18 protein-coding genes are annotated in these 17,300 nt (G+C 71.7%); 12 read left to right on the forward strand and 6 right to left on the reverse strand.

Going from position 1 to position 17,300, the window contains the following annotated elements; translation table 11 throughout:
• Positions 1 to 11: 11 nt before the first annotated feature.
• Positions 12 to 695, reverse strand: coding sequence for an FCD domain-containing protein (locus O7601_RS08225; RefSeq protein ID WP_281565598.1), 684 nt, complete (start codon positions 693 to 695; stop codon positions 12 to 14).
• 50 nt (positions 696 to 745) lie between these two features.
• Between O7601_RS08225 and O7601_RS08230 the strand changes: the two genes are divergently transcribed.
• Entirely contained in the window at positions 746 to 2,119 is a 1,374-nt protein-coding gene (locus O7601_RS08230; protein ID WP_281565599.1) for an MFS transporter, read from the forward strand.
• A gap of 10 nt (positions 2,120 to 2,129) precedes the next feature.
• Here the strand turns inward: O7601_RS08230 and O7601_RS08235 are convergent, their stop codons facing one another.
• Positions 2,130 to 2,486: an STAS domain-containing protein gene (locus O7601_RS08235; RefSeq protein ID WP_093403921.1), complete on the reverse strand. Its 357-nt coding sequence runs from the start codon at positions 2,484 to 2,486 to the stop codon at positions 2,130 to 2,132.
• Positions 2,487 to 2,650: 164 nt separating this feature from the next.
• Between O7601_RS08235 and O7601_RS08240 the strand changes: the two genes are divergently transcribed.
• From O7601_RS08240 to O7601_RS08265, 6 genes are read left to right on the forward strand one after another with little or no spacing between them, the layout of a single operon-like run.
• Entirely contained in the window at positions 2,651 to 3,511 is an 861-nt protein-coding gene (locus tag O7601_RS08240; RefSeq protein ID WP_281565600.1) for an STAS domain-containing protein, read from the forward strand.
• On the forward strand, positions 3,511 to 3,921 hold the full coding sequence (locus O7601_RS08245; protein ID WP_281565601.1) for an STAS domain-containing protein: 411 nt from the start codon (positions 3,511 to 3,513) through the stop codon (positions 3,919 to 3,921). Before O7601_RS08240 ends, O7601_RS08245 begins: the two co-directional genes overlap by 1 nt.
• Entirely contained in the window at positions 3,918 to 4,337 is a 420-nt protein-coding gene (locus tag O7601_RS08250) for an ATP-binding protein (RefSeq protein ID WP_281565602.1), read from the forward strand. The genes O7601_RS08245 and O7601_RS08250 overlap by 4 nt, the downstream gene beginning before the upstream one ends.
• Positions 4,334 to 5,347, forward strand: a complete 1,014-nt coding sequence (locus O7601_RS08255) for a SpoIIE family protein phosphatase (RefSeq protein WP_281565603.1) — start codon at positions 4,334 to 4,336, stop codon at positions 5,345 to 5,347. The genes O7601_RS08250 and O7601_RS08255 overlap by 4 nt, the downstream gene beginning before the upstream one ends.
• On the forward strand, positions 5,344 to 6,693 hold the full coding sequence (locus O7601_RS08260; protein WP_281565604.1) for a sensor histidine kinase: 1,350 nt from the start codon (positions 5,344 to 5,346) through the stop codon (positions 6,691 to 6,693). Before O7601_RS08255 ends, O7601_RS08260 begins: the two co-directional genes overlap by 4 nt.
• 1 nt (position 6,694) lies before the next feature.
• Entirely contained in the window at positions 6,695 to 8,230 is a 1,536-nt protein-coding gene (locus O7601_RS08265; protein WP_281565605.1) for a SpoIIE family protein phosphatase, read from the forward strand.
• Positions 8,231 to 8,262: 32 nt separating this feature from the next.
• Here O7601_RS08265 and O7601_RS08270 read toward each other — a convergent pair whose 3' ends face one another.
• On the reverse strand, positions 8,263 to 9,048 hold the full coding sequence (locus O7601_RS08270; protein ID WP_281565606.1) for an AraC family transcriptional regulator: 786 nt from the start codon (positions 9,046 to 9,048) through the stop codon (positions 8,263 to 8,265).
• A gap of 31 nt (positions 9,049 to 9,079) precedes the next feature.
• Here O7601_RS08270 and O7601_RS08275 point away from each other — a divergent pair, with 31 nt between their 5' ends.
• Genes O7601_RS08275 through O7601_RS08290 form a run of 4 tightly spaced genes read left to right on the forward strand, consistent with a single transcriptional unit; the run spans position 9,080 to position 12,366 of the window.
• Entirely contained in the window at positions 9,080 to 9,652 is a 573-nt protein-coding gene (locus O7601_RS08275; protein ID WP_281565607.1) for a TIGR03086 family metal-binding protein, read from the forward strand.
• 58 nt (positions 9,653 to 9,710) lie between these two features.
• Positions 9,711 to 10,247, forward strand: a complete 537-nt coding sequence (locus tag O7601_RS08280) for a PadR family transcriptional regulator (protein ID WP_281565608.1) — start codon at positions 9,711 to 9,713, stop codon at positions 10,245 to 10,247.
• Positions 10,244 to 10,945, forward strand: coding sequence for an ABC transporter ATP-binding protein (locus O7601_RS08285; protein WP_281565609.1), 702 nt, complete (start codon positions 10,244 to 10,246; stop codon positions 10,943 to 10,945). The genes O7601_RS08280 and O7601_RS08285 overlap by 4 nt, the downstream gene beginning before the upstream one ends.
• On the forward strand, positions 10,942 to 12,366 hold the full coding sequence (locus tag O7601_RS08290; RefSeq protein ID WP_281565610.1) for an FtsX-like permease family protein: 1,425 nt from the start codon (positions 10,942 to 10,944) through the stop codon (positions 12,364 to 12,366). The genes O7601_RS08285 and O7601_RS08290 overlap by 4 nt, the downstream gene beginning before the upstream one ends.
• 60 nt (positions 12,367 to 12,426) lie before the next feature.
• Here O7601_RS08290 and O7601_RS08295 read toward each other — a convergent pair whose 3' ends face one another.
• Together O7601_RS08295 and O7601_RS08300 are read right to left on the reverse strand one after the other, a co-directional pair.
• Positions 12,427 to 13,089, reverse strand: a complete 663-nt coding sequence (locus O7601_RS08295) for a response regulator transcription factor (RefSeq protein ID WP_281565611.1) — start codon at positions 13,087 to 13,089, stop codon at positions 12,427 to 12,429.
• Positions 13,077 to 14,366, reverse strand: coding sequence for a histidine kinase (locus tag O7601_RS08300; RefSeq protein ID WP_281565612.1), 1,290 nt, complete (start codon positions 14,364 to 14,366; stop codon positions 13,077 to 13,079). The genes O7601_RS08295 and O7601_RS08300 overlap by 13 nt, the downstream gene beginning before the upstream one ends.
• Before the next feature lie 133 nt (positions 14,367 to 14,499).
• Between O7601_RS08300 and O7601_RS08305 the strand changes: the two genes are divergently transcribed.
• Positions 14,500 to 15,180: a DUF998 domain-containing protein gene (locus O7601_RS08305; RefSeq protein ID WP_281565613.1), complete on the forward strand. Its 681-nt coding sequence runs from the start codon at positions 14,500 to 14,502 to the stop codon at positions 15,178 to 15,180.
• 21 nt (positions 15,181 to 15,201) lie between these two features.
• On the opposite strand, the gene O7601_RS08310 is transcribed toward O7601_RS08305, so the two are convergent.
• Positions 15,202 to 17,298, reverse strand: coding sequence for a S9 family peptidase (locus O7601_RS08310; protein ID WP_281565614.1), 2,097 nt, complete (start codon positions 17,296 to 17,298; stop codon positions 15,202 to 15,204).
• Positions 17,299 to 17,300 lie beyond the last annotated feature (2 nt).

Raw genomic sequence — 17,300 nt, forward strand, 5'->3', positions numbered from 1 at the left:
TCGGGGACAACCTATGCCCCGGGCGAGGGCTCCAGAAAAGTGCCGGCTTCCCGGGCGGCCAGCTCCGGATCGCCGGCCCTGATCGCGGCCACCAGCCGGGCGTGGTCGACGTGCCGGTCCGGCGTCAGCGCATCGCCCATGGCCTGAGTGAGCGTGCTGCGCATCGCGGTGCCGACCGAGGCGTACAGCTCGGCGAGCATGGTGTTGTGCGCCGCCGCGACCACGGCGGTGTGCAGCGCGGCGTCGGCCGCCACGAAATCGGCGACCCGGCCGCCGCGCCAGGCCGCCTCGCGGGCGGCGAGCGCGTCGTCGAGGGCGGCCAGGTCCTCAGGGGTACGCCGCCGAGCGGCGAGCCGTGCGGCCTCCACCTCGAAGGCCCGGCGTACCTCGATCACCTCGGTCATCCGGTGGTCGGTGAGCCGGCGGGCCACCACCGGGGCGAGTTCGTCGGTGGAGAGGACGTAGGTGCCGGAGCCCTGGCGGCATTCCAGCACCCCGGCGTGGGCCAGGGCGCGGACCGCCTCGCGCACCGTGTTGCGTCCCACGCCGAGTGTCTCGACCAGTTGCGGCTCGGTCGGGATCCGTCCGCCCACCGGCCATTCGCCCTGCATGATCCGCTGCCGGAGCTGGGCGATGGTCTCCCGGACCCGACGTCCGCGCGGCGGCACCGGGGTGGAATCGACTGCGGGTGGCACTCGTTACAACCTCTCGCCGGAATTCATCCCATGATTGTAAGTTCGAGGTCATGCCCCCGTCACCCCCCGCCGTCCCGAAGCACACGGTCGACCGCCAGGCCATCCCGACCGAGGCGGTCGACCGCGAGGCCATCCCGACGGCGGTCGACCGCGAGGCCATCCCGATGGAGGAGGTCACCGGTCAGGGCGTCCGGACCGTCGAAGCGGGCGCGGTCGACCCGGCCAGCGATGCGGCTTCGACCACGTCCCGCGCAAATGCGGGATGGTTGGTGCTGGCCGGGATGCTGCTGGTGGCGCTCAACCTGCGGGCCGCCGTCACCAGCCTCGGTCCGCTGCTCGACGAGGTACGCGTCGGACTGGCCCTCTCCGGGACGATGGCCGGGTTCGTCACCACCCTGCCCACCATCGCGTTCGCCGGGCTCGGGGCGGCCACCCCGTGGCTGGTCCGCCGGTTCTCCCCGGCCCGGCTGCTGGTGCTGGCGATGCTGGCCCTCACCGTCGGGCAGGTGTTGCGGGCGGTCACCGGTTCCGCCGTGATGTTCCTGCTCACCAGCGCGCTCGCGCTGGCCGGGATCGCGGTGGCGAACATCCTCCTGCCGATGCTGGTCAAGCAGCACTTCCCGCATCGCACCGGGCTGGTCACCGGGGCGTACACGATGGCGCTGACGGTGGGCACGACGGTGGCCGCCGCATCGGCGGTGCCGGTGGCGCACGCCTTCGGCAGCTGGCGGGCCGGTCTGGGCGTCTGGGCCGGGCTGGCGGCGGTGGCCGTACTCCCATGGCTGCCGGCGGCGCTGCGCGGCCGGACCGCCGCACGGCGGAGCGGCACCGCCCACCGCCCGGGTGTGCGGCCGGGACGTACCCGGCTCGGCTGGGCGATGGCGGTCTACTTCGGGGCGCAGTCGCTGAGCGGGTACGCGATCATGGGCTGGTTGGCCCAGATGTTCCGGGACGCGGGTTTCCGGCCACAGGACGCCGGGCTGCTGCTTGCTGGGGTGACCGCACTCGGGGTGCCGATCGCGCTGCTGATGCCGACGCTCGCCGGCCGCCTGGGCAGCCTGCGTCCGTTGGTCTTCGCGCTGACCACCGCCTCCAGCCTGGCGTACCTGGGTCTGGCGTTCGCGCCGCGCAGCGGGGCGCTGGTGTGGGTGGTGCTGCTGGCCTTCGGGCAGGGCGCGTTTCCGCTCATCCTGGCCACCATCGGGCTGCGGGCCCGCACCGCCGACGGCACGGTCGCGCTGTCGGCCTTCGCACAGAGCACGGGTTACGTCATCGCGGCGTCGGGGCCGCTGCTGGTCGGGATTCTCCACGACGCGACCGGGGGATGGTTGGCGCCGATCGGCTTCCTACTGATCGCCCTGGCAGTGCAGACCTGCGCGGGCGTGCTGATCGCTCGCCCCCGCTACATCGAGGACGAGCGTTGAGCCGCCGGGGTCAGGAGGAGGCCGGCGTCGGATCGCCGGCAACCGCCTGCTCGACGGTGGGATAGGTGTGCAACACCTCAACCAGGCCACTCACCTCCAGGATCCGCAGGACGCCGCGCTGGGGCGCGGCAAGCCGGACCACTCCGCCGGCCTCGTCGCAGCTGTTCTTCGCGCGGACGAACACCGACAGACCGGTAGAGTCGCAGAATGAGACATCCGACAGGTCGAACACGAGGCGACTGCGCCCCTTGTCGAGCAGGTCGGTGATCTGGTCCTGCAACTGCGGTGCGGTGGCCATGTCCAGCTCGCCAGCGACCGACACGACGACCACGTCACCGCGCTGTTCCGTGTGCACCGTCAAGGACATTCGCCAGACCTCCTGTTTATCGGTGGAACGGTATCCCACCCGGACCGTGATACGCAGAACGGGAGCAGGATCAGGTGGCCACGATCATTCCGTTGCTCTGCGACAAGTAGTTCGTCGGGCCCCGGTGATAGAGTCCGGCCGGTCCAGGTCTAGGGGGTATTGCCATGGCGCTCAGCGCTGACGAGAGCGGTCGGTTGGGTGAGCTGCTGACCAGCCGCGCCGACCAGATCACCCAGCGGTGGACCGAGGTCCTAGCCGGGCAGCTGCGGGGCCGGCTCAGCCAGGCCGAACTGGTCCGGCAGGTTCAGGAACTTCATCGCGCCCTGGTCGACGCCCTCAGCAAGGGCGCGGTCGACCTGAACGCCGAGGACGCCACCGAGCTGCGGGCCGTGCTCGCCGAGTTCTCCCGCGGGCAGGCCCGGCAGGGCTTTTCCGCCACCGAGACCGCCACCGGCGTGTTCGCCCTCAAGGAGGCGCTGCTCACCGCACTGGAGGCCGACCAGAGCGTGGCGACCCTGCGTGACTACGTCGCCTTCTCCGCGCTTGTCGATCAGATGGGTCTGTTCACCTTCGAGACCTTCGTCCGCACCCGGGAGAGCCTGATCGCCGACCAGGCCGAGCAACTGTTGGAGCTCTCCACCCCGGTGGTCAAGCTCTGGGAGGGCGTGGTGGCGGTGCCGCTGGTCGGCACGCTCGACTCGGCCCGTGCCCAGGTGGTGATGGAGCGGCTGTTGCAGACCCTGGTCGACACCGGCTCGCCGTACGCGATCATCGATATCACCGGCGTACCGGCGGTGGACACGCAGGTGGCCCAGCACATCCTGAAGACCGTGGTGGCCGCCCGACTGATGGGTGCCGACTGCATCATCTCCGGCATCCGGCCGCAGATCGCGCAGACCATCGTCGCGCTCGGCATCGAGTTCGGCGACATCGCCACCAAGGCGAGTCTCGCCGACGCGCTGCGGCACGTGCTGCGGCTCACCGGGGTCGAGACCTCCCGCCGCCAGTCGCGTCGGGAGGCGTGATGGAGCGGGTGCCGATCCTCAAGATCGGCGACATCCTGCTGGTCTCCATCCAGGTGGACATGTCCGACCAGACGGCGGTCGCGCTCCAGGAGGATCTGGCCGAGCGGATCGTCGCGACCGGTTGCCACGGGGTGATCATCGACATCACCGCGCTGGACATCGTCGACTCCTTCGTCGGTCGGATGCTCTCCACCATCGCCTCGATCTCCCGGGTGCTCGACGCGGAGACGGTGGTCGTGGGAATGCGCCCAGCCGTCGCGATCACCCTGGTCGAGTTGGGGCTGTCGCTCAACGGCATCCGCACCGCCCTCAACGTCGAGCGGGGGATGGAACTCATCGCGATGGACCGGGTTCACGACCACGACAATCCGGACGACGATCCAGTCCCAGAGCCGACGGCGTCGCCGTGACCAGCGGGGTCGACCTGGGCCGCCCCCAGACGCAGTCGGTCGGCAGCGACGAGGATGTCGTACGCGTCCGCCAGTTGGTGCGTACCGTTGCCGTGGCCGTCCGACTCTCCCTGGTCGACCAGACGAAGGTGGTCACCGCCGCCAGTGAACTCGCCCGCAACACACTCGTCTACGGCGGCGGTGGGACGGTCGAGGTGAGCGCCATCGACAACGGTCGGCGACCCGGCATCCAGATCGTCTTCGCCGACTCCGGTCCCGGCATCGCCGACCTGGATCTCGCGCTGACCGACGGCTACACCACCGGTGGTGGCCTGGGCCTCGGCCTCAGTGGTGCCCGCCGACTGGTCGACGAATTCGACATCCAGACCGCGCCCGGTCAGGGCACCAGGATCACGATCACCAAGTGGTCCCGGTGACCGTCGAACCGGTCGCCGACCGGGGCACCTGGTTCCGGGTGGAGAACGGCAGCGCCGGTAGCGCCGTGCGACGGGCCGCCGAGCGGCTGGGCAGCCAGTTGGGCCTGCCCGCCGGGCGGATCGCCGACCTGGCCATCGTGGCCGCCGAACTGACCAGCAACCTCATCAAGCACGCCGACGACGGGTTGCTGCTGCTCCGCCCGGTACGCCGGGAGCTGGACGCCGGCGTGGAGATGATCGCGGTCGACAACGGACCGGGCATGGTCGATCTCGCCGACTCCGCCCGCGACGGACACTCCACCGCCGGGACGCTCGGCATCGGTCTCGGCGCGATAGTCCGGCAGGCGAGCTGGTTCGACGCGTACTCGCGGCCGGGCCGGGGGACGGTGATCGCCGTACGGGTCTTCGCCGCCCCGGACACCGCAGCATCCTGGGTCGGTGGGCTGACCCGACCGTTGACCGGGGAGACGGTCAGCGGGGACGGTTATGCGTTCCGCGTCGTGGACGATCGCCGTCAGGTGTTGGTCAGCGACGGTCTGGGGCACGGGCCGCTGGCTGCGGCGGCCACCGATGCGGCGCTCGCCGCATTTCGGAACGCCCCGGCGGCGTCGCCGGCTGAGGTGGTCGGTCACCTGCACCGGGCGATGTCGCACACCCGCGGTGCGGCCCTCGCCGTGGCCGAGCCGGACCCGGCGGCCGGCGTGCTGCGGTACGCCGGGCTCGGCAACATCACCGGCGTCGTGGCCACCGGTGACGGTCGGCGTCGCGGTCTGGTCTCCCTGCCCGGCATCGCCGGGCACCAACGACCGGTGATCCGGCAGTACGACTATCCCTTCGAGGCGGACAGCCTGCTGGTCATGCACACCGACGGCGTGGTCGACAGGTGGCAGCTCGCCGACTACCCGGGTCTGACCGGGCGGGCGCCCCTGGTGGTGGCCGCCACCCTGCTGCGTGACGCCGGCATCCGGCGCGACGACGCCGGGGTGCTGGTGGCGAGGCTCTGGTCATGACCACGACACCGTTGCTACAGATGACCCTGCGGGTGGAGCAGGACATCTTCGTGGTCCGCCAGCGCGGCCGGGAGGTCGCCGCAGCGGTCGGCCTGGAGCATCAGGACCAGGTCCGGATCGCCACCGCGTTGAGCGAGGTCGCTCGTGACCTGCTGCGGGCGGCCGGCGGTGCCGACGTGGTGTTCGCCGTTGCCGACACGCCGGACGGGCGTGGTCACCTGCGTGTCGATCTCACTCCGGTGGCACCCCTGCCAGGTGGGCGGTACGAGCCGGAGTCGGGCGCGGTGGCACGCCTGGTGGACACATTGAGCGTGCTGACGGTCGAGCGGGATACGGTCGTCAGGATGTCACGACGGGTTCCGACAACCGCCCGGACGCTCACCCCCGAGCGTCTGGCGGAGTTGCGCGCCCAGCTCGGCGAGAGCGTCCCGGGCACCGCCGAGGAGGAACTCGCCACCCAGAACCTTCAATTGATCAACGCTTTGGACGAGGTACGCAACCAGCGCGACGAGCTGGCCCGGCTCAACGAGGAGCTGGAGCAGACCAACCGGGGCGTGATGGCGCTCTACCAGCAGCTCACCGACGAGTTGGAGGCGACCAACCAGGGCGTGGTGGCCCTCTACGCGGAGCTGGACGAGAAGTCGGCGCAGCTGAGGGCGGCGAGCGAGTCCAAAAGCCGTTTCCTGGCCAACGTCAGCCACGAGCTGCGGGCACCGGTGACCGCGATCATCGGGCTGGCCCGCCTGCTCGGCGACTCGGCGTCCGACCCGCTCACCACCGAGCAGGAACGCCAGGTCGGCCTCATCCGTGCCTCGGCGTCGGATCTACTCACGCTGGTCAACGAGCTGCTCGACCTGGCCAAGGCGGAGTCGGGCCGGATCGAGCCGGAGTGGGCCGAGGTGGACCTGCGGGTCGTCTTCGGCCAGTTGCGCGGCACGCTGCGGGCGTTGCCCACTGCCGACGGGGTCGAACTCCTGGTCGAGGAGCCGGCCCCGCCGGCCACGGTACGCACCGACGAGGTGCTGCTGGCTCAGGTGCTGCGCAACCTGCTGCACAACGCGCTGAAGTTCACCACCGAGGGCGAGGTCCGGTTGCGGGCGGAGCGGCACGGTGACGGCTGGCGGCTGATCGTCTCCGACACCGGGCCGGGCATCCCGCCGGAGCTGCACGACCGGGTGTTCGAGGAGTTCTACCAGGCGCCCGGCCCGACCCGGGTCGGCGGTACCGGCCTCGGCCTGCCGTACGCCCGGCGGCTGGTGAACCTGCTCGGCGGCACTCTCGACCTGGCCAGCGAGCCGGGTCGCGGCAGCACCTTCACGGTGCGGCTGCCCACGGACGGGACGTGACGTGGACGGCGCGGCGACAGTGCTGGTGGTTGACGACAGTCGGACCAAGCGCTACCTCCTGGTGAACTGGCTGACCCGGGCCGGCTTCACGGTGCTGGAGGCGGAGACGGGTGGCGAGGCGCTCAGCCGGGTCGGGGTGGACCCGATCGACCTGGTCGTGCTCGACGTCCGGCTGCCGGACCTCAGCGGCTTCGAGGTGTGCGAGCGGATCAAGTCGGCGCACCCGGCGTTGCCGGTGATCCACGTGTCCGCGCACGCGGTCGACACGAACGACCGGACCCAGGGCCTGACCCGAGGCGCGGACGCCTACCTGGCCGAGCCGATCGAGCCGGAGGAACTCGTCGCGACCACCCAGTCGGTGTTGCGGTACTACCAGGCCCGGCAGCGGGCCGAGCTGCTCGCCGAGCGGCTCACCGGGCTGGCGGACACGAGCGTCGCGGTGCACGCCGCGCCGAGCTTCACCAAGCTGCTGCAGGCGGCCGCGTCCGGCGCCGCAAGAATCTTCAAGAGCCCCGCCGCGGTGATCGCCGAGACCTTCGACGGGGACTGCCTCGCCGGGGTCTGCGCCGGGCCCGGTGCCGTACCCCGCGTCGTGCCCTGGGTCGTCGACGACACCGGGGTGCCGACCGGTGCCACAGTCGTGGTGCAGGAGCCGGACGGCTGGTCGCTTGTCGACTGGCCGGCCGGCGACACCGTCACCGTCGCCGCCGCCCGGCTGCGCGAGGACCGCGCGCCGCTCTACGTCGTGGTGCCCACCGCGACGCAGACCGCCCGTACCCCGGTGCTGGTCCAGCTCGCCCAGGCGGTGGCCTCCGCCGTGGAGGCGCAACGCTCCTTCGACGAGGAACACCGGATCGCGGTGACGCTGCAACGCAGCCTGCTGCCCCGGCAGATCCCGCAGATCACCGGCCTCGACCTGGCCGTGCGCTACGAGCCGGCCAGCGCCCGGACCGAGGTGGGCGGCGACTTCTACGAGCTGGTGATGCTCGACGGTCACCTGCTGTTGGCCATCGGCGACGTGGCCGGTCATTCCCTGCACGCCGCAACCATCATGGCCGAGCTGCGGCACGCGCTGCGGGCGTACGCGGTGGAGGGGCACCAGCCGGGCGAGATCCTGCACCGGGTGAACGAGCTGATGCGTACGCTGCTGCCCAGCGAGCTGGCGACGATCTGCGTGCTGCTGCTGGAGCCGACCACCGGTCACATCCGGCTGGCCAGCGCCGGCCACCTACCCCCGTTGATCATTCAGGACGGCAAGGTGGAGTACGTGCAGCATGCCGCGCCGCTGCTCGGGGTGCGTGCGCCCCGCCCCGCCGATCTGGAGTTCGTGCTGCCGGCCGGGGCGACGATGGTCTTCTACACCGATGGCCTGATCGAACGACGGGACGCGACGATCGACGAGGGACTGTCCGCCCTCGCGGCGTGTGCCGCCCAGGTCGACGACGACCTCGACCGGTACTGCGAACGGCTACTCGTCGAACTGGCTCCGGACGAGATCCAGGACGACGTCGCCGTGGTCGTCCTCCGTCGCCGCTGAGGTGCGACGCCCTCGGTGGCGAGTGGCCCTTCCTAACGTCGACTCTGGGCGTACGCGGCGGGGGAGACGCCGGTCGTCGCGGTGAAGTCGCGTATCAGGTGAGCCTGATCGCTGTAGCCGAGTTCGGCGGCGAGCCCGGCCCAGTCGAGCGGCCCGTCCGCCGCCCGCTCGATCGCCTCGTGCAGTCGGTAGCGGCGGATCACCCACTTGGGACCGATCCCGACGTGGGTGAGGAAGAGCCGCTGCAACCGGCGGACGGAGACGCCGTGCTCGCGGGCGAACTCGTCGACCCGGCGTACGTTCCGGTCGGTCCGGATCGTCTCGACCAGGCGCATCACCTCGTCGTTGACGGGATCTGCTCGGGGTGCCCAGCCGGTCAGCAAGATGTCCAGCGCCTGGCAACGTTCGGTGTCCGTACCGGCGCAGACCATGTGATCGGGTGCGGTACCGGGGAGCGGCTGCCGTCGGCCGGTCAGCTCGGCGACCGACCGCCGCCAGAACGGATGGAACCCGCCGGGCCGGAACTGCACCCCGCTGACCCGCCCGGAGCCGGTCAGAGTGATCGAGAAGAGTTCGGTGCCGACGCCGGCCACCTCCGCGCGCTCCGGGCCGTCACCGTCGCGCTGGAACACCACGTTGACCGCCGGATGCGGGACGATCCGCTGCTCGAACGGTTCGGTGAGGTCCCAGTCGATCAGCCAGTAGTGCTCCACCCAGTGGCGCAACGGAACCGCGGGCGGGTGCCGTCGGAACCGCACCCGCCGCTGCAACCGGGCCGGGTCGAGGATGCCCCGGTAATCTGCGCGCGGCTGTCGCATTCGTTCAAGACCACCCTCATACGCTGGCCCTATGGCCACTCACACTAGCGACCTGCTGGCGGCTGCGGCACCGCGAACCGTGGCGGTGGTTCGGCAGATCACCGATGACCAGCTCGACCTGCCGACTCCCTGTCGGGACTATCGCGTCCGTGACCTGATCAACCATCTGTACGAGGTGGTGGTCAACTTCCAGACCCTCGCCCGTCGCTCGCCGGTGACCTGGGCCGACAAGCCCGACTACCTCACCGAGGGCTGGCGGGACCGGTTCGAGGCCGAGACCCGCCGACTGGTCGAGGCGTGGTCGGACCCGGCCAGCGAGCAGGGCGTCTCGCCGGGGATGGGGATGCCTCAGCAGGTGGTGGGTGGGATGGCGCTGCTGGACCTGACAGTGCACGGCTGGGACCTCGCGGTCGCCACAGGTCAGCCGTACGGTGCGGCGGCCGAGGTGCTGCCCGCGCTGCACGAGTTGGCCCGCCAGCTCGGTCCGACGGCGCGGCAGACAGGCGTGTTCGCCGAGGCGGTGCCGGTCGAGGCTGGCCCGCCGGACCTGCCTCGGCTGCTCGGCATGACCGGCCGCGACCCGGCCTGGTCCCCGGTCGGCTGACCGGCGACCCGCCGGTAGCCACCTTGACGCCACTATTCACTCAGTGAATAGTGGCGTGGTGTCCACACCGCACCTGCTGTTGGGTCTGCTCGCCGCCGGCACCATGCACGGTTACGAGTTGAAGCGGGCCCACGACACGCGGCTGCCGCAGGCCCGCCCGTTGGCGTTCGGGCAGGTCTACGCCACGCTGGGTCGGCTGCTGCGGGACGGGTTGGTGGCGCCCACCGGCCCGGAGCGCCTTGCCGGCCCGGACCGGACGGCGTACACGCTCACCGAGCAGGGGCGGGCCACGCTGGACCGGTGGCTCAGCAGCGTCGAGCCGCCGATGCCGTACGTGAACAGTCCGCTGTTCGCGAAGGTCGTGGTGGCGTTGCTGGTGGCCGACGTGGACCGGGCGCGGTCGTACCTCGTCGCGCAGCGGCGCGCGCACACCGAGCGGCTGCGTGAGCTGACCGCGCTGAAGACGGCCCCGTCGGCCAGCGTCGACGACGTCGTGGCGGCCGACTTCGCCATCGCCCATCTCGACGCCGACCTGCGGTGGTTGCACACCACCCTGGACCGGGTCGCCGACTGGCACCGGGAGGTGCACTCGTGACGCTACTTCAGGCTCGCGGTCTGGTGAAGTCGTACGGACCCACACCCGCACTGCGGGGCATCACCCTCGGCATCGACGAGGGGGAGATCGTCGCGGTGACCGGGCCGAGCGGCTGCGGCAAGTCCACCCTGCTGCACTGCCTCGCCGGCATCCTGCGGCCGGACGCCGGTGAGGTGAACTGGCGGGGGCACCGGCTGGACACCTGGTCCGAGGCGGCCCGGTCCCGGCTGCGGCGTACCGAATTCGGGGTGCTGTTCCAGTTCGGGCAGCTCGTCCCCGAGCTGACCGCGGCGGAGAACGTCGCCCTTCCGTTGTTGCTCGCCGGCACGGGGCGGCGAGCGGCACGGACAGCGGCGCTCACCTGGCTGGCACGGCTGGGTGTGGCGGAGTGCGCCGACGTGCGCCCCGGCGAGATGTCCGGCGGTCAGCAGCAGCGCTGCGCCACCGCCCGGGCACTGGTCACCGAACCACGGGTGCTCTTCGCCGACGAGCCGACCGGTGCGTTGGACACCCTCGCCGGGGAGCAGGTGCTCACCCAACTGGTCCGGCTGGCCCGGGAGCAGCACACCAGCGTCGTCCTGGTCACCCACGAGCCACGGATCGCCGCGTACGCCGATCGTGAGGTGGTCCTGCGTGACGGCGTGATCGACCACACCGGGCTGGGCCTCGACGCGCCGCTCGCCGGCGGCTCCCGGTGAGCCTCGCGACCCTGACCAGGCTGGCGCTCGCCGGCAACCGCACCGACGCCGCCCGGGTGGCGTTGACCGCGCTGAGCGCCCTGCTGGCCAGCCTCGCCGGGCTCGCCGCCCTGACGGTGCTGGCCATCCCCAGGCCACCGGGTGACCCGTGGCAGCAGTCCGAGCAGTACGTCAGCGCGCTGCTGCGCGAGCCGGGGCTGCGCGGCGGGACGGCGTTCGCGCTGGTGCTGCTGACCATCCCGGTACTCGCCCTGGCCGGGCAGAGCGCCCGGCTGGGTGCGCCGGCGCGGGACCGTCGGCTTGCCGCGCTCCGGCTGGCCGGTGCGACCCCCGGCCAGGTGACCCGGGTGGCGATGCTGGAGACCGGGCTCGCCGGCCTGGTCGGCACCCTGGTCGGACTGGCCGGCTACCTCGTCGGGCGGTCGGTGCTGCGCCGTCCCGACGCCAACGGCCAGCTGGCCCTGCCCACGGACGTGCTGCCGCCGGTACCGGCGATGGCGATCGTGGTGCTCGGCCTGCCGCTGCTCGCCGCGGCGGCCACCCTCGTCCTGCTGCGTCGGGTCGCCACCACGCCGCTCGGCGTCATCCGCCGGGCCGGTCGCACCGGGTCGCCCCGCCCGTGGCCGGCGCTGCTCATCGGGCTCGGCGTGCTGGCGGCGACGATGGTCGAACCGATCCAGTGGGCGTTGCGGGGCGCCGCCGTCGAATGGCTGGCCCTCGTCGTGCTGCTCGGCATCTTCGGTGCGGTGATGGGGGTGATCTTCGGGACCGCTTGGATCTCGCATCTGGCCGGGCGGACGCTGCACCGTCACGCCCGGCGTCCGGCCGCCCTGCTGGCGGCCCGCCGGCTGACCGACGACCCGTGGGCCAGCAGCCGTACCTTCGCCGCCCTGCTGGCTGCTCTGATCATCGCTGGCGGCGCGGCGGCCTTCCGGGCCTCGTTCCAGCTCCGGGCCGAACTGGAACAGGAGCAGAACCGGTTGGCCGGCTTCGGTGGCGACGGCTCGCCCGACTCCTTCTATCTGAACACCATGGATCTGGTCGACCTCGCCGTGGCCGTGGCGGTCGCCATCGCCGCCACCGGTCTGCTCGTCACGCTGGTGGAGGGAATCGTCTCCCGCCGCCGGACCTACGCCGCCCTGGTGGCGACCGGCGTGCCCCGGGCCACCATCGGCACCTCGATCGCCTGGCAGATCCTGGCCCCCGTGGTGCCGGCGGTGCTCATCGCGCTCGGCGCCGGGTACGCCATCGGTCGGCTGCTCACCGGCGACCTCAGCCAGGACGGTCGGACACCCGACGTACCGCTGGAGCAGTTGGCGGTGCAGGGTGCTGGTGCCATCGTCGCAGTGCTTGTCGTGATCGGGCTGGGACTGCTGTTCCTGCGGTCCGCCACCGAGGTGACGGAACTGCGGGCCGGCTAGACCCAGCGCCGGGAACGCCGGCCGGGGCAGCACCGACGGTCCCGGGCACCGCGCTGGCGGTCAGGTGGGAGCGGCCCGCAGGTAGGTCAGCGTCGCCAACACCCGGCGGTTGGTGCCGTCGTCCGGCGGCAGGCCCAGCTTGGCCAGGATGTTGCCGATGTGCTTGCCGACCGCCGCCTCGGTGACGTGCAGGCGGCCGGCGATCGCCGCGTTGGACCGCCCCTCGGCGACCAGCACCAGCACCTCCCGCTCGCGGGCGGAGAGGTTGGCGAGCGGATCGCGGGGGCGGTGCAGCAACCGGCGGACCACGTCCGGATCGACCACCGTGCCGCCGCCGACGACGGTACGCAGGTTCTCGACGAACTCGGTGACCTCGGCGACCCGGTCCTTGAGCAGGTAGCCGACCCGCCGACCGTCGGCGCTGTCGAGCAGCGCGGAGGCGTACTCGGGCTGCACGTGCTGGCTGAGCACCACCACGGCCAGATCGGGCTGCTCGGCGCGCAGCTCCACCGCCGCGCGTAGCCCGTCGTCACGATGCCGGGGCGGCATCCGGATGTCGGTCACCACCAGGTCCGGCCGGTGTGCCCGGACGGCGTCCACCAGTGCGGGGGCGGTACCGACGGCGTCGAGCATGTCGAAGCCGAAGCGGGCGAGCAGGGCCACCAACCCCTCCCGCAGCAGCACCTCGTCCTCGGCGAGTACGACCCGGGTCACGCGTTGCACGGTAGCTCCACCCGGACGATCGTGGGGCCGCCCGGCGGGCTGGCCAGCAGCAGCCGGCCTTCGGCGGCGGCCACCCGGTCGGCGAGCCCGGTCAATCCGGTGCCCCGGGCCGGGTCCGCGCCGCCCCGGCCGTCGTCGCTGATCTCGACGACCAGCCGGGTGCCGGTGTCGCTCAGCCGGACCTCGGCGCGGGTCGCCTCGCCGTGCCGGGCGACGTTGCCGAGTGCCTCCGACACCACGAAGTACGCAGTGGTTTCGACCATCTCCGGCACCGCACGATGCAACTCGGCGCGCACCTCGACGGGGATGGTCGCCTCGTCGGCGAGTTCCCGGACCGCGCCGGCCAGCCCCAGGTCGGTGAGGCTCTGCGGGCGGATGCCCTGGACGATCTGCCGAAGCAGCACCATAAGCCCCTTGGCCTGCTCGTGCGCCACAGTCAGCGGCCGGGCGGCCGGCGAGTCCTCCGGCACGTCCAGCCGGGCCAGGCCGATCTGCAGGCTGAGACTGGTCAGCCGGGGGTGCGCGCCGTCGTGCAGGTCACGTTCGATGCGTCGGCGTTCGGTCTCGTACGCGTCGACCAGCCGGGCACGTGACCGGGTCACCTCGCGCAGCGCGAGGCCGTCCGGGGTGCCCCGGAGCAACCACCGCGCGATGGTGCCCTGAGCCATGGCGAGCGCCCCGGCCGCGTACCAGAGGATTGGCACCAGCAGCACGCCGACGATCGCGTGCGGGATCGTCTCGGCCACCGTGTCCGCGGTGGCCCAGAGCAGGACCACCTCGTCGCCGTTGCCGACCACGAACGGGCTGACGAGCAGGACTGCGTCCAGCAGCACCAGCATGGTGAACAGCCAGTACACGGCCGGGACCAGGCCGCCGAGGACGAACAGGTAGGCGGCCTCCCGCCAGGCGGTGCCGGTGGTGTAGCGGGCGGCGAGACCGCGCCACGGCACCGTGGGCAGGGGTCGGTTGTCGACCAGGCCGAGCCGGTAGCGTTCGAACGCCGCCACCGGCACGCTCAGCAGCGGCGCCAGCGCCACGATGCCCAGTGCGCCGACAGTCAGGAAAACGGTGAGCGCCAGCGGCACGGGCCGGCCCTGCCGTGCCGCGTTCGTGGCGGCGACAAGTGGTGCCAGCAGGACGAGCAGCCCGAGCGAGAGCACACCGGCCAGCGGCACGCTGGTGAACAGGTACGCCAGGGCGCGCCACGGCCAGCCGGTCAGCGGGTAACGGGGCCGCCGCAGGGCCTGGGCGAGGTGGGTCGGCGCGGCTGATGTCATGCCGCCGACGCTAGTGATCCGACCGGGACGGCCCCAGCCCGCTGGACACCGTGTCTCGGGTATGGCCAGCACTACCTCGGTCCTCGGCGCAGCGGTAGTGCGCCCACGCCAGCGCATCGACTGAAGTGGAGACATGCCTGTGCACCGTCTGGGTTCCTACGCCCTGCTGCTCGCCGCGCCACTGTTCGCCGCCGGGATCGCGGTGACCGCACGGGGGTGGCGGCAGCCGCCGTACGACTGGCGTACCCACAACATCAGTGACCTCGGGAACGTCGCCTGCGGCGTCTGGGACAGCAGCCGACCGCGTCCGGTCTGCTCGCCGTGGCACCCGCTGATGAACGGCACGATGATCGCCACCGGGCTCCTCGTCATCGCCGGCCTGCTGCTCAGTTGGTCGATGCTCGGCCGTGGTGCGGCCGTACGGGCCGTGCAGCTGACGGCGCTGGCAGGTGCCGGCGGGTACGTCCTGGCCGGCCTCTACCCGGCGGACGTCGACGAGAATCGGCACTTCCTGGCCGCGCTGCTGGTGTTTGGTGCGGGCAACGGCGCGCTACTGATCGCGGCGCTGCCCCAGCGGTCAGCGGTGCTCGGTCCGGCGCGTCGGGTCAATCTCCTGCTCGGCCTGGCCGGGGTCGCCGGCACGCTGCTCTTCCTCGGGCAGGTGGATCTCGGCTTCGGCGTCGGCGGGATGGAACGGGTGGCCGTGCTCCCGTTCCTGCTCTGGACGGTCGTGATCGGCAGCGGACTCGGTCCTCGTCCCGAGGCGGAGCAAATGGCCCGGCCTGATGCCCCGGCGACACGGTCGCGTCACTGAGACACCAGGCCGGTCGACGCCTCAGGCGTGGCCGAAGCGGTCCAGGGTCCAGGCGTTGATGAACGCCTCCTCCCGCCAGGCGTCGTAACGCCCGCTCGGCCCGCCGTGACCCGCCTCCATCTCGGTCTTCAGCAGGTAGTCACCCTGCGGCGCGACCGCCCGCAGCCGCGCGATCCACTTCGCCGGCTCGTGATAGAGAACCCGTGTGTCGTTGAGGCTGGTCATCGCCAGGATCGCGGGATAGTCCAGCGCGGTGACGTTCTCGTACGGGGTGTACGACTTCATGTACGCGTACACCTCGGGGTCGGCCAGCGGGTTGCCCCACTCCTCCCATTCGGTGACGGTCAGCGGCAGCGACGGGTCCAGGATCGTGTTGAGCGCGTCCACGAACGGCACCTGCGCGACGATGCCGGCGAAGGCGTCCGGTGCCAGGTTGGCCACCGCGCCCATCAGCAGCCCACCGGCCGAGCCACCCCGGGCGACCAGCCGGTCCGGTGCCGTCCAGCCCGCCTTGGCCAGGTGCCGGGCGCAGGCCACGAAGTCGGTGAAGGTGTTCTTCTTGGCGAGCATCTTGCCGTGGTCGTACCAACGGCGACCCAACTCGCCGCCGCCCCGGATGTGGGCCACCGCGAAGATCACCCCACGGTCCAGCAGGGACAGCCGGCCGACCGAGAACCACGGGTCCATGCTCGCCTCGTACGAGCCGTAGCCGTAGATGACGCAGGGCGCGGATCCGTCCCGGGGGGTGCCGCGCCGGTAGACCAGGGAGATCGGCACCTTCGTGCCGTCGTCGGCCAGCGCCCAGTCGCGCTGCTGCTCGTAGTCCTCCGAGCGGTACACCTGACCGTCCGGCCCGGGCAGCACCGGGCGCTGCCGCAGCAGCGTCATCTCGCGGGTGACCAGGTCGTAGTCGTACACCGAGTCGGGCGTGACAAGCGAGGTGTAGCGCAGCCGCAGCCGCCCGGTGCGGTACTCGGGGCTGGCGTCCAGGCCGACCGTGTGCAGCGGTTCCGGGAACTCGATGTCGTGGGCGTCGCCGCCGCCGACGGGCAGCACCCGCAGCCCGGTCAGGCCGTTGCTGCGTACCGTGACGACCAGGTGGTCGGCGAAGGCGTCGACCGACTCCAGCCGGGTGCCCGGGGAGTGCTCGATCAGCGACACCCAGTCGCCCGGGGCGTCGGCCGAGGTGTACGCGAGGGCGAAGTCCTCGGCGTCGTCGTTGTGCAGGATCAGGAACCGGTGGCCGTGGTGCTCCACCGAGTACTCGACACCCTGCCGACGGGGTGCGATCACCGCTGGCTCACCCGTCGGGTTGCCGGCCGGGATCACCCGTACCTCGCTGGTGAGCTTGCTGGCGATGTCGATGAGGACGAACCGCTCCGAGCGGGTCAGCTCGACACCGACCCAGAACCGTTCGTCGTCCTCGGTGTGCACCACCACGTCCTCGGTGGCGGCGGTGCCGATGACGTGTCGCCAGACCCGGTTGGGTCGCCACGCCTCGTCCACGGTGACGTAGAACAGCACCGAGGCGTCGGCGGCCCACGCGGTGCCGTAGAAGGTGCCGGGAATCTCGTCGGGCAGCAGCTCGCCGGTGCTGAGGTCCTTCACCCGCAGGGTGAACCGCTCGTCACCGGAGAAGTCGGTGGAGTAGGCCAGGTAGCGCCCGTCGGGGCTGACGTCGAAGGCGCCGAGCGAGAAGAAGTCGTGCCCCTCGGCCAACTGGTTGCCGTCCAGCAGGATCTGCTCCCCGTCGAGCGGGGCACCGTCGGTGCTGATCGGCGGGGTGGTCTCGTCGGGGCGGACCGCCCGACGGCAGTGCACGCCGTACTGCTGGCCCTCGACAGTGCGGGTGTAGTACCAGTGCTGGCCCTTGCGGGTCGGCACGGACAGGTCGGTCTCCTGGGTACGTCGCCGGATCTCCTCGAACAACTTCGTACGCAGCCCCGACAGGTGCGCCGTCCGGGCCTCGGTCCAGGCGTTCTCGGCGTTCAGATAGTTGATCGTTTCCGGATCGTCCTTGGTGGCGAGCCAGGCGTACTCGTCGACGACGGTGTCGCCGTGGTGGACGCGTTCGGTCGGCACCCGCCTGGCCGCGGGAACGGGGGTCTCGGTGGTCACGG

Source organism: Verrucosispora sp. WMMD573 (assembly GCF_027497175.1).
Classification (GTDB): Bacteria; Actinomycetota; Actinomycetes; order Mycobacteriales; family Micromonosporaceae; genus Micromonospora.